Source organism: Acinetobacter bohemicus ANC 3994 (assembly GCF_000367925.1).
Taxonomy (GTDB): Bacteria; Pseudomonadota; Gammaproteobacteria; order Pseudomonadales; family Moraxellaceae; genus Acinetobacter; species Acinetobacter bohemicus.
Window position 1 is genome coordinate 37,072 of sequence record NZ_KB849175.1, and the last position, 12,755, is coordinate 49,826.

Sequence of the window (12,755 nt, forward strand, 5' to 3'; positions counted from 1 at the left end):
AGTTTATAAATGAAATGGCGTATAGAAATGACTTTAGAAAAGGCGACTTTGCCGGTTCCACAATTTGATCAAATTCAACTTGCCGATTTAAAAAAACAAATTGAACAAGCCATTCAGCAAGGGCAAAAATTTTTAGCAGATTTAACCGAAGTCCCTGAAAGTGCTCAAGCACAACTGGCGGTACTCAAACAAGTAGACACTCTCGAAAATAATATGAGTGAAGCTTGGGGAGTACTTTCACACCTCAATGCAGTCATGAACAATGCCGAAACCCGCGAACTCTATCAGTCACTTTTACCCAGTCTAAGCGAATACTATACAACGCTTGGTCAACATACGGCATTGTATCAAAGCTATCAACATGTGCATGATGCTTCACTATTTAGCACCCTGCCTGCTGCACAGCAAAGTGCAATTAAATTGGCACTGCGCGACTTCAAACTATCAGGCGTTGCTTTAGAGGGGGAAGCGAAAAAACGTTTTGCAGAAATTTCTGCACGTTTGTCACAGCTTTCTTCTGATTTTTCCAACCATGTTCTGGATGCCACGCAAGCTTACTTTAAACCACTGACTGAAGATCAACTCAAAGGTTTACCACAAAGCAGCGTCGACCTACTTAAACAATATGGTCAGCAACGTGAACTTGACCAAGCCGTAGCCACTTTAGATATTCCCTCTTATCTTGCCATTATGACCTATGCAGCTGACCGTGCCTTGCGTGAAGAGCTGTATAAAGCCTACACCACACGCGCATCAGATCAATCTGAACAGACTGAATTTGACAACACCCAGGTCATGGAAGAAATCCTAAGCCTACGTCAAGAAATGGCGCAGCTTCTGGGTTTCAACAACTATGCCGAACTCTCACTGGCCAGCAAAATGGCACCCGATGTCGCAACGGTCGATCAATTTTTGGTTGAACTTGCAGAACATGCCCGTGCGCCTGCGGAAAGAGAAATTGCCGAACTCAAAGCGATTGCACAACAAGATAATATTCTCGATTTACAACCTTGGGATACAGGTTACTATTCTGAAAAGCTGAAGGTTCAACAATTTAATTTATCCCAAGAATCATTAAAACCCTACTTTCCTGCACCCAAAATTCTGCAAGGTTTATTCAGTATTGTAAATCGTTTATACGGGATCAATATCGTGCAGCGTGAAGCGCCTGTTTGGCATCCCGATGCACATTACTTTGAACTAGAAGATCAAGGTACGGTGGTGGGTGGTTTTTACTTTGACCTGTATGCACGTAGTGGCAAACGTGGTGGCGCATGGATGAGTGGCTTCCGCTCACGTATGCAAACTGAAAATGGCATACAAAAACCCATTTGCTATATGGTCTGTAACTTCACGCCTGCTGTGGGTGATCAACCTGCACTGCTCTCTCACGATGAAGTGAATACCTTATTCCATGAATTTGGTCATGGCTTGCATCATATGCTGACCGAAGTAGATCATATTGCGGTGGCGGGTACACACGGTGTCGACTGGGATGCAGTGGAGCTACCAAGTCAATTTATGGAATTTTGGACTTGGGATCATGAAAGTTTAGATTTACTCAGTGAACACATCGAAACCAAACAACATTTACCGCAAAACTTACTGAAAGCTTTGCTAGATGCACGTTTCTTCCAATCAGGCATGCAAACCCTGCGTCAAATTGAATTTGCCTTATTTGATTTATCTATTCACAAGCACAATCCAGCTTTAACTGCCGCACAAGTGCAAGCCACATTGGATGATATTCGTCAAAAATATGCCGTTGCACCGACAGCAAGCTACAACCGTTTTCAGCATAGTTTTAGCCATATTTTTGCCGGTGGTTATGCCGCAGGTTATTACTCGTATAAATGGGCTGAGGTTTTAGCCAGCGATGCCTTTGACCGTTTTGAAAAAGAGGGCGTTTTTAATACGCAAACTGGAAAAGAGTTCCGTCAATTTATTCTAGCAGTTGGCGGAAAAGATACAGCGCTTGATGCGTTTATCAATTTCCGTGGACGTGAGCCAAAAATAGATGCTTTATTACGCCATCAAGGTTGGACGAATGCCTCTAAAAACACTTAAACTAAGCACCTTAGATTGATCAGAAGGTAAGTCAGATGGCTATTAAACGTCGTTTCATCGCAGGTGCAAAATGTCCCAAATGTGAAGCGTTAGATCGAATAGTCATGCTTAGCTCTGGTGACGATGAATGGATTGAATGTATCGAGTGTGGTTATAGCGAAAATCGACCAACGCAGGTCGACGAACCACAAATACCGGAAGTTGCGGATGAAATCGGTGTCATTCAATTCAAACCTCGTCAACCAAAATCATAAAGGTTTATAAATGACGTTAGATCAAAGAAATAGCCCAACACTTTTATTGGGCATTATTGGGGGCTTAGTTGCAATCATTGTGCTTTTTTTGGCATATCAATGGTTTTTTTCAACCTCGAGCAAAGCAATTCCTGAACATGAAGCAATCAGCTTAGAAACGCCAGCAAAACCGGCTGCTACTGAAGTCAAATCGACTGAAGCAGAGCCAGTCATAGATGAAAAGACCATTCAATTGGTCGATGAAAAGATTCTAAAAGCACCTGTTCCAGAAAATGAATCATTGCTCAAAGAAGAAGTGGCTAAACTTGACGATATTCAAAGCCAATTGAATGAGCAAGAAAGCATGCTCAAAACACAACACACCGATGCTGATGACTTAATTGCACTCAAAGAAGAACAAATTAAATTACTTGAAGCTCAGCTGAAAAAATCCAACTCAAATTGAAGCATGGCTTTATCTTTTCTCAAAGGCTCAGCCATAGTGATTCATCTGCTGAATTTACCCATATAGTTCAGCAGATGTCAGAAGCAATAAAACCAATATTAGAATTTTATTCACATCACCCTATGCGGTAGTCAAGTGGATCTCATCTCGTTGATAAAGAAAAAACTCTCTGTTCCGCCATTTTGTCAGTTTGTTTATTTTCCAACCGCCCATATTCAATAAGTGCATCAAATTTTAAACTAAAAAACTGTCTTTTATTCCTACCTTCTCGACATCTTCATTTCGATGCTTCCAATGCTTTAACAGATCAAATCAAAAAAAGCACCCGAAGGTGCTTTTTCTTATGCGCTTATAAAATTAGTGATACCAATTAAAAAGTTTGAAAATATACGGTGCATAGGTGACGATTAATAAAGATGGGAATAACACCATAATCGGGAGTAACCAACGCTCATAGCGATAGTAAAACTTGGTATATTTTACTTTAGCTTCAGCATCCGCAGCCCTCACCTCTTCATCCCCAACAGACATCCGCGTGAGCAAATGATTCAAAGCGACTGGTGGCGTGACATAACCTAATTCAAATGCAACCAATACAATCATCCAGAAATGAATCGGATGAATACCATTTTCATATGCCACCGGCGCAATGGTAGCTGCAACTAAAATCACTGCTCCAAATGGATCGGTGGTCATGCCAATAATCGCCAATAACAAAGCAATAAATGCGAGTGAAATATAGATATTGCCTAAATGTGTCGGTAATAACTCAACCACTTCACTACGTTCAATTAAACCACCCACGCTTGCTGACAATGCCATTAAGATAATTAATGCACCAATATGTCCAACCGTTTCTGCCGAAGCAAACCACAGTGAATGACCAAAACCTCGCGATTTTTCGCCTGCATGCGCCGTATGTTCACGCATAAAGGTCGACTGTTTTTCATGTTCCAAGGTTAAGGCAGCATGTCGATCTGGTGGCGTGGCAAAACGATCGCCCCACCATTTATCAAACATCATATAAGCAAGCAAAATAATCGGTAGAATCACGGGTGCAGTGAATTCATCCATCTTGGTATCTAGACCATACTTATAGAAAGAAATCACAACAATCGTAATCACGATATAAGGAATCACCGGAATAATCGCTTTCAACATACCCGGTACAGCAACTTTTGGAGAATTCACCCGAAAACGCGTTTCTGCAAGATATAACGATACTCCAAGGAAGATAAATGCGGTTAGCCAGAAGACATAAATACCATGATCAAAAAGCTCATCAGAAGTCACATGACGACTATCGAGCATCGAAATCAGAATCACCAGTAAACATGGTCGAATCACTACACCGAGTGAACCAGACATTGCTGATACCGCTAAGGCATATTGACGACGAGAACCCGAGTTCCAAACTTCCTTATAAATAATGGCACCAGCAGCGACAACAAAAATCCCTGAAGCACCGGTATATGCGGTTGGAATAGCTGCGGCAATTAAAATCAACCAAGTCAGAGTTTCTGGTGCAAGGTTCCAAGGACGCAAAATTCCAAGGAATAAATCCATAACACGGGTTTGGGTCAATAACATACCGGCCCAAATAAACAACGCAAGATTTAAGAAAATACCGGAGAATTCAACCAAAATTCCAAGATAAATCCCTTGCCCCATTGGATAATCCATCACAAAGGTAAAGGCAATTCCTGTAACCAATGCCATGTAAGCATATAAAGGCACACTCAGCAGTGCTAAGCCCAAATTGCCTTTCTCTTCCTGTTTGACAGCAGGTGGTTTAAAGAACTGAAGTAAACTGATTAAGGTCAAGGTCACAAATAGGAAAATCCACAACCAGTAAACCACCAAGGTTTCATAGGTCGAGGTCACCCCTGAATTGATAATCGAATGATATTGGCTCAGTACAGATGCAGAGAGAAAACCATTGCCCAGCACCATAAACAGCGCATACACACGATAATCCAGTTTGCTGGTCGGAGCACGTAAACCAATGTGATGAAATTTCACCGAAGCGGTAATTGCAGCCACCACCACCATCAACAATAAAATGATAACGCGGTTTTCTGTACCAAATTTAAAAACACCAAAGAACGACGTTTCAAGCGTGCGATAGCTTCGTAAAGTTGGATGATCATCCATATGTTTTATTGCTTTGTCATAAAACATATACTTTTCTTCGCACTGTTGCTGACCTGCCAAGACTGAAGCACGAACATCTGCTGCTGATGTGGTGCCAAAAATATCGGCAAACTCATCATTCGCATTGGCTTTCATTTGCTGTTGTACTTGAGCATCGATATCCGGATGGCGATCACAACTCGGCTTCACTGGCTCTGCACGTAAAAAAGAATATTGCATGCCAATTTGTTCATTGCCATACAAACGCTCCCCCACACGTAACAACTGACCATGAATCATCTCGCCCGTGCCAATAATGAGCGTCAATAAAAGTAACATCAGAATGACAAAAGTCGAAATCCACTCTGTCCATATATAACGTAACAGACCCAATCCTGATCTGTTGTTTTCATCATTTTGCATGTGTATTCCTATTTTTTATTTTGGTCATTACAATCGGTTCAGTAATGCCAATGTCCTTTTGAATAGAAAATATCCTTTCTCTACTCAATCTATTTATTGTTGTGTACGAATCTGCATCAATTTGGTCGGAATAAAAATGACAATATGCATTTTCTTTTATGTTTTAAATGTCAATCTGTTTGCCATCTATAAAAATAAAGCCATAAAATATAAATGATTGCGATCACTACTCCCCAAATAACACCCAGTAAATGTGCTTCAACCAATACGGGACTACCAATCAGTTCTGCTGTCCCGACACTACCCATGGTATTTTCCCAAATCAATTTGGCCAAAAGAAGAAACAAGACCAATGCCGCGAAATTACGTTCTTTCTTATCTAATACATGCACGCTCGCAACCGCGGCATAAGCACCATGCAAAACCCCAGATAAGCCTGCATACGCTTCAATTTCCGGAAAGCCATAATAAAAACTGAGACTAATCAAAGGGGGTAGCAACAGCAGTAAAGCGACAAAATGCCAAACTTTTACCCGTGGAAAAATAAAGGGTAAACAGGCAAAAGCCAGCATGTTCAAAACATAATGAATCCACCCGACATGAACCCAATGTGCTGTCCACAAACGCCAAAACTGGTGCAATAAGTCTGCTTGCCAGTAAATAAATGCATCTGAAAAAACTTGAAGGCATGCCGAAAATGACACCGCAATTGCAATAAAAACAATTTTCCGCATGAGAAATGGATCTTTCATTGACATGCCCCCCCTACTTTAAAATGCTTCAATAAGAAATTTAAACGATTCATTCAAACCACTTACAACCCTATGTGGATTGAATCAAATTTAGGATTTAGCACCGTCATTTTCGCTAAATAATTCATCTAATTCTGCGCTATTGTCTTTATCATCCCAAAAACGTTGCATACCATCATCACCCGTACGGATACCGGTATGTTCTGTCCAATAACGGTCAGAAATAGCCTGTACCATATTTTTCGCCATGCTATCTACGAGCTTAAATTGTGGGTTGACTGGTTTTTCTTCTGAACGTGAAACAGCAAAGGTTTTTAATGCATCACGGATTTTGGCATCATCACCACTGGCTTGAGCAGCCACGGCATACAAAGCATGCGATAAACGCACCCCTTTTTGTTCGCCCAATTGAACTGACTCTTTTAAGGTTTGGTAAGGATCGGGTTTACCCTCACCAGCACCCGGCAACAACGTCCAAATCACTGCGCGCGTAGCATTGGGTGCTCCCCAGAATTTTGCATTGTCTAAGCATGCCATACCACGTTCAACCACTGCCGCAATATCTTTGGGAACATTGACTGCACCACCTGAATTAATGTCATTGGTCATGGCTTGTAAACCACTAATCATGCCCATTAAGTAAACGGTTTGATCCAAATCACTTTTCATTTTCGGGCATTCTTCACCCAATTTTTTGTTATATTTCGCTTCCCAACGATTTTCAAAAAGTTGATAACCGGCATATTGACGCTGTGCAGCAATCGCCGCCCAGCGTTTTTGTTCTATACGGGCATCTTGCGCTTCTGAGACTTGACCTGCTTTAGAGGCACGTAAATAGCGCAATTCTGACTCAAGCGCCTGATTTTCTGCACAAATTCCAGATGAAGCATATAAAAGTACCGCAACACGGGTTGGGTCTGCGCCCATATCTTTGGTTGCCATAATGGCTGGGGTTAAAGCATTGCCTGAATTACACGCCATATCGGCATCATCCATGGCTAAAATAGGCGGTACAATATGCTTTTCGCTAAAGCCCAGTGCGACATTCGCCCCTGTTTTAACCACTTGAGAACAACCTGATAATAAAGAACTTGCAACTGTAATAATTGCCATACCTTGGCATATTTTTTGGACTTTCGACATTTTCCTGTCCTCTATAATTGTGTTTATGTCCATATAACTAAACATATCAGATGCGAAATCTGAATAAAAGAGCATTTACTCTAATTTAATTTGATACTTTGCCATGAAATGAAGTGCAAAAAATTGACTGTATTCAATGAAGTTAAAAAATTTGGGCAAAAAAAAGTAGCATTGCGACGGTTCGACACATGCTACCTATCAAGTGGTAAAAGCCTATTGGCTTTCATGTTTTACAAACTGATCCTTCAGCACTGTTCCGAGTCGTCCAATAACAATTGCCAAAACAATCGCGATCACCAGAAACATCCAAGTTGGAATCACCATGATGATTTCCTCATTTGCTGTTGGTCTATTTAATGTACAGTTAGCGTCAAAAATTAAGCGGAGAAATTGTCTAACAATTGAAATAATGGCGATTTTTATATCAAAGCTGTCTTACATAGTGGATGATTTAATACTTATATAATTGATTATTAATATTTTAATGTATTTTTATACAGATTAAATTGTCTAACAATTAAATCAGTTTCGCCAATTTTTTTAAGGCTTTCCACTGTTGTCGCGGCAGTTGATCCATCCAAATCAGTAACGGTTTTGCTCGAAAATGCTGAAAATAAACCACAATATACAACTGATGATCAATGATATGACTCACCGAAACGCGTTGAATTTGCTCAGACTGAGCCCTTGAAAGTGACCATTCTCGTGCATCTAAATGCTCAAAAAAAATCGGTTGCGGCACTTTTAAACCATAAGCATAGCCAATCACAGCCAATAAAATACAAAGTACCCATAGCCATGGCGATAAGAGTTGCTGTAAAAGCAGGATTAAAAGGGTAAAAATAATCAGCTGAAATACAAAGGCTAAGCGGCTGCGTTTCAGCTGAAAAGATCGATTAGCCATGAACGTAATGTTTCAATTTCACAATTAGCGCTTTCATTTCAGGGCGTGGTGGTTCCGAGACTTCCATAAACCAATCGAGTAAATCAGGATCTTCTTGCGCAACCAGTTCAGCAAAAGCTTCTTTTTCTGCTGCATCCGCATTCAAATAATATTGTTTGACGTATGGATCAAAATAAACATCAATTTCTTTTAAACCACGACGCGCACGATAAATCACTTTGCGCTCTTCCAAGCTCATTTCTTCACTCATAATCTTCCCCCAATGCAGTGCAAATTTTTGCTAGTTTACCCTATCATTAACGCATGTTTCGAGCCATTTCCTGCAATTGACCAAATTCATCATCTGATCCAAATATTTGAGCATTCATCACATTGTCACCTCAGCCACTATCTTCTACTTTCTATAGAACAATAACCGTGTAGATGGATACAATAAAAATGCAATCAGGTGCGATTCGACCAATAGCCAATATGTTGCCACGCAATTTATTCACAGCAGAACATGAAGCATTCCGTGAAACCGTACGCAAATTCTATGAAAAAGAAGTGGTTCCCAACATTGAAAAATATGAACAACAACAACATGTAGATCGTGATTTATGGCATAAAGCGGGTGCGATGGGATTGCTCTGTGCAACCATGCCTGAAGCCTATGGCGGCTCAGGCGTTGACCGACTTTACAGCATGATTTTGATTGAAGAACAAGCCTACGCAATGGATTCATCCACTGGTTTTTCCTTACATTCAGACATTGTCGCCAACTATCTCAATAACTTTGGCAATGAAGCACAAAAAAAGCATTGGCTACCAAAAATGGCCTCAGGTGAAACCGTAACAGCGATCGCCATGACCGAGCCGGGTACAGGTTCAGATTTGCAAGCGGTTCGAACCACGGCTGTTTTAGAGGGTGATGATTATGTCATTAATGGCTCTAAAATTTTTATTACCAATGGCTACTTATGCGATATGGCCATTGTGGTGTGTAAAACGGGCAGTAGTGACAAAGGTTCAGCCAATTTATCCTTGCTTATAGTTGAAGCAGATCGAGCAGGTTTTAGTAAAGGAAAACCCCTCAATAAAATTGGCATGAAAGGACAAGATACCTGTGAATTGTTCTTTGACAATGTTCGCGTGCCTAAAGAAAACTTACTCGGCATGGAAGGCATGGGTTTTATGATGCTGATGAAAGAATTGGCATGGGAACGCATATTGGTTGCGATTATCTGTCAAGCAGGCGCAGAAGCTGCATTTGCACATACCGTGCAATATACCAAAGACCGTAAAGCCTTTGGTAAATCGGTTGCGAGTTTCCAGAACACGCGCTTTAAACTGGCCGAACTACGCACCGAAATTGACTTTTGCCGTGCCTATTTAGACCGCTGTATGGAATTACAGTTAGAAGAGAACCTCGCTATTGATGCTGCCGCTGCTGCAAAATATAAAATTTCTGAGATGTTTTCTAAAGTGGTCGATGAATGCCTACAATTACATGGCGGCTATGGCTATATGCTGGAATATCCGATTGCACGGGCCTATATCGATAACCGTGCAAATCGTATCTATGCCGGAACCAATGAAATTATGAAAGAATTAATCTCACGTTCGCTTTAACCAATTCCCTTTAACTAAAAGATCAAAGGAGCTTAAGCTCCTTTTTTTAATTTTTGATATTCGCCAAAAACTGTTTAATCACTTGTAATACTTGCTCTAATTTTTCTTGATGTGGAAAATGTTGACACTCTGGAATAATACACAGTTCGGCTGGCCCTTGTACCCGTTCAACAATACGTTGGGGTTGTGCCAAAGTCGCATATTCATCTTGCTCACCATGAATACTCAGTACAGGACAACATACTTGAGCTAAATAGCGATCCAAACTCCAAGCTGCAAAAGCAGGATTCAACCAAGTTTCAGTCCATGCATCCAATACCCATTGTGTTTTATCAGCATGATATTTAGCCAAGCGATTAAAAAATTTCTCATTTTTAAAATTTACTTTTGCTTTTCTAATCTCCGCTAAAGTAACCTCTTCAACCATGGCTTGAGCTGACTCAGTGATCAATGCGATACAATTAAATGGATACAATGCAGCACAAACTGCCGCCATTCCCCCACCGACACTATGCCCCATCGCAACAAATTTTTTATACCCAGTGCATCAAATAAAAATGAAAAAGTGTCTTGCACTTCTTGCTCAATAAAGTTCAACTCTAATGAATGCACTTGTACAGATGACTTACCGAAACCGATACGATCATACGCAATCACATCCCGTTGAGTTGCTAAAGCCAATTGCTCTGGAAAATCACGCCACAGTTCAACACTGCCTAAGGATTCATGAAATAAAATAATCGGAGCATTCTTAAAGCTATTTTTTTGATCTACTATCCAGCGCTTAACATATATTTGACCTTGAGGTATTTCTAAATATAATTCTTTCGTATCCATGCAATATTCTCTGATCCTCTTCACTTTTTATCATAAAGAGCAATATAAGAAACGAATTTAATCTTTATCAAACAGAACGCTAGCGTTTTAAAATTAAAAAAGGAGCTTTCGCTCCTTCTTTATTTCCGCGCTAAATTAAGACACTAATTTAGGTTTAGGCAAAGATTGTTTGGTACGTTTTTCGAATTTAAGCACACCATCATCAAACCTGGCATTTTTTAAAACTTTACGATCGGCTAGATAATTATTGGTTACATTCCACGGTGCATGCTTACCTTGTTTTGGCATGACATCCGCTGCACGCGCAATATACCCCGAAGATAAACTCCCCATGACGGTATCCTCCATCAATTCAGTTTGATCACCTTGAGCAATAACTTCATCATAGCCATTTTTATCCATATAATTGATCAGTCGACAAATATATTCAGCAGCAATATCCACTTTCAGCGTCCAAGATGCATTAATATAACCAATAATCATCGCCATATTCGGCACATCGCTAACCATAATCCCTTGATATAACATATGCTTAGATGTATCCATCGGTTTACCATCTATCGTCGCTTTAATGCCCCCTAAAATTTGAATCTCTAAACCTGTCGCAGACACAATAATATCTGCATCCAGATGTTGACCTGATTTAAGTAAAATACCCTTTTCAGTAAATTGCTCAATTTGATCCGTTTCAATACTTGCCTGACCTGAGCGTAAAATTTTAAATAAATCACCATCAGGCACCACACAAAGACGCTGATCCCATGGATTATAGGAGGGAGTAAAGTGTTTCATATCCACTTTGCCCTTCAACTGCATCTCAATCGATTTAAGCAGTAGTTTACGTAATAGCTTGGGTTGTTTTTGTGCAAGTGCATAAATACCACGCTGCATACCAATATTACGTGCGCGGGTGAGTTTATAAGCCAGATCTTCGGGCAACACTTTACGCATCTTGTCATAAATAAAATCGATCGATGGCACTGAAGCAATATAGGTAGGTGAACGTTGCAGCATGGTGACATGTTCTGCACCGCCTTTAGCCAAAGCTGGAACCAAAGTAATCGCAGTTGCTCCACTCCCAATAATCACCACTTTTTTGCCGGCATACTGTAAATCAGCAGGCCAAAATTGTGGATGAATCAATTGCCCTTTAAAAGCCTGTTGATTTGGAAAGTTCGGTTGAAAGCCCTGATCATAATTATAATATCCAGTACAACCTAGTACAAAATTGGCAATCCAAGTCTGTTTTTTCTGATTTGCATCTTCAATTTCAACCAGCCATTTTTTTTGCGTTGAATCATAATTTGCCGCAAGTACACGGTGCTGAAAATGGATTTTCTCTTTTAATTTATATTCATCCAGTACTTCTAAAAGATAGCCTTTAATTGAAGCCCCATCGGCAAGAACATTGGCTTTTTGCCAAGGCTTAAAATTAAAGCCAAACGTCGACATATCAGAATCAGAACGAATACCTGGGTATTTAAAAAAATCCCAAGTGCCACCAAAACTTTCACGACGCTCAATAATATCAAACTGACGTTGGGGACAATGCTTCGAAAGATGTACAGCCAGCCCAATACCTGAAATACCTGCACCGACAATCAAAATATCAATATGCTTTTCCATGTTGTTTTTATAGCCTGATTTAAACTTTATTTTATTAAACCACAAATCTGACAATACTCAATGTCAAGTTTAAACAAATCAGACCAAATACATATCACTTCAGGACAAAATGATAAATTGTCTAACATGCAGACATAAAAAAGACCAGTGAAACACTGGTCTTTTTTCGAACAACTGAAGTTCTTCTGGCGAAATTATTTAACTTCGCGATCTACTAGCTCAACGTAAGCCATCGGCGCAGCATCACCTGCACGGAAGCCCGCTTTAAGAACACGTAGATAACCGCCATTACGTTCTTTGTAACGAGGGCCAAGAACGGTAAACAATTTACCAACAGTTACTGCTGAACGAGTACGAGCAAACGCCAAACGACGGTTTGCTACAGTATCGTTTTTAGCTAAAGTGATTAAAGGCTCAGCTACACGACGTAACTCTTTCGCTTTAGGCACAGTTGTTTTAATCAACTCGTGCTCAAACAAAGAGTTAGCCATGTTTTGGAACATCGCTTTACGATGACTGCTTGTACGGCCTAATTTCACACCACTATTACGATGACGCAT

At 40.3% G+C, this 12,755-nt stretch carries 13 protein-coding genes; 4 read left to right on the forward strand and 9 right to left on the reverse strand.

What is annotated here, in order from left to right; all coding sequences use genetic code 11:
* Positions 1 to 9 precede the first annotated feature (9 nt).
* The 3 genes from F994_RS10590 to F994_RS10600 are packed head-to-tail and all read left to right on the forward strand — an operon-like array spanning position 10 to position 2,766.
* Positions 10 to 2,067: a M3 family metallopeptidase gene (locus tag F994_RS10590; RefSeq protein WP_004650448.1), complete on the forward strand. Its 2,058-nt coding sequence runs from the start codon at positions 10 to 12 to the stop codon at positions 2,065 to 2,067.
* Positions 2,068 to 2,108: 41 nt separating this feature from the next.
* Positions 2,109 to 2,321 carry a YheV family putative zinc ribbon protein gene (locus F994_RS10595; protein ID WP_171065342.1) on the forward strand — a complete coding sequence of 71 codons (213 nt, stop codon included), beginning with the start codon at positions 2,109 to 2,111 and terminating at the stop codon, positions 2,319 to 2,321.
* Positions 2,322 to 2,331: 10 nt separating this feature from the next.
* A complete protein-coding gene (locus F994_RS10600) occupies positions 2,332 to 2,766 on the forward strand; it encodes a hypothetical protein (protein ID WP_004650450.1) in 435 nt (144 codons plus the stop codon).
* A 357-nt stretch (positions 2,767 to 3,123) separates the two neighbouring features.
* On the opposite strand, the gene F994_RS10605 is transcribed toward F994_RS10600, so the two are convergent.
* The 5 genes from F994_RS10605 to F994_RS10625 all read right to left on the reverse strand — a co-directional run bounded on the left by F994_RS10605 (position 3,124) and on the right by F994_RS10625 (position 8,371).
* Entirely contained in the window at positions 3,124 to 5,322 is a 2,199-nt protein-coding gene (locus F994_RS10605) for a TRAP transporter large permease subunit (RefSeq protein ID WP_004650452.1), read from the reverse strand.
* A gap of 170 nt (positions 5,323 to 5,492) precedes the next feature.
* Positions 5,493 to 6,074 carry a rhombosortase gene (rrtA, locus tag F994_RS10610; RefSeq protein WP_034697071.1) on the reverse strand — a complete coding sequence of 194 codons (582 nt, stop codon included), beginning with the start codon at positions 6,072 to 6,074 and terminating at the stop codon, positions 5,493 to 5,495.
* 90 nt (positions 6,075 to 6,164) lie between these two features.
* Entirely contained in the window at positions 6,165 to 7,217 is a 1,053-nt protein-coding gene (locus F994_RS10615; RefSeq protein ID WP_004650454.1) for a hypothetical protein, read from the reverse strand.
* A 517-nt stretch (positions 7,218 to 7,734) separates the two neighbouring features.
* Positions 7,735 to 8,121, reverse strand: a complete 387-nt coding sequence (locus F994_RS10620) for a hypothetical protein (protein ID WP_004650456.1) — start codon at positions 8,119 to 8,121, stop codon at positions 7,735 to 7,737.
* Positions 8,114 to 8,371: an FAD assembly factor SdhE gene (locus tag F994_RS10625; protein ID WP_004650457.1), complete on the reverse strand. Its 258-nt coding sequence runs from the start codon at positions 8,369 to 8,371 to the stop codon at positions 8,114 to 8,116. Before F994_RS10625 ends, F994_RS10620 begins: the two co-directional genes overlap by 8 nt.
* Before the next feature lie 188 nt (positions 8,372 to 8,559).
* On the opposite strand from F994_RS10625, the gene F994_RS10630 reads away from it, so the two are divergent.
* Entirely contained in the window at positions 8,560 to 9,732 is a 1,173-nt protein-coding gene (locus F994_RS10630; protein WP_004650459.1) for an acyl-CoA dehydrogenase family protein, read from the forward strand.
* 46 nt (positions 9,733 to 9,778) lie between these two features.
* Here F994_RS10630 and F994_RS17885 read toward each other — a convergent pair whose 3' ends face one another.
* From F994_RS17885 to rplQ, 4 genes are all read right to left on the reverse strand, one after another.
* On the reverse strand, positions 9,779 to 10,228 hold the full coding sequence (locus F994_RS17885; protein ID WP_004650460.1) for an alpha/beta fold hydrolase: 450 nt from the start codon (positions 10,226 to 10,228) through the stop codon (positions 9,779 to 9,781).
* Positions 10,180 to 10,569 (reverse strand): alpha/beta fold hydrolase, encoded by a 390-nt coding sequence (locus tag F994_RS17890; protein ID WP_004650461.1) that lies wholly within the window; start codon positions 10,567 to 10,569, stop codon positions 10,180 to 10,182. Before F994_RS17890 ends, F994_RS17885 begins: the two co-directional genes overlap by 49 nt.
* Before the next feature lie 135 nt (positions 10,570 to 10,704).
* The gene (locus tag F994_RS10640) at positions 10,705 to 12,195 is read right to left on the reverse strand and encodes a flavin-containing monooxygenase (RefSeq protein WP_004650462.1); all 1,491 of its coding nucleotides are present in this window, start codon (positions 12,193 to 12,195) and stop codon (positions 10,705 to 10,707) included.
* Between the two features lie 194 nt (positions 12,196 to 12,389).
* On the reverse strand, positions 12,390 to 12,755 hold the full coding sequence (gene rplQ / locus F994_RS10645) for a 50S ribosomal protein L17 (RefSeq protein WP_004650463.1): 366 nt from the start codon (positions 12,753 to 12,755) through the stop codon (positions 12,390 to 12,392).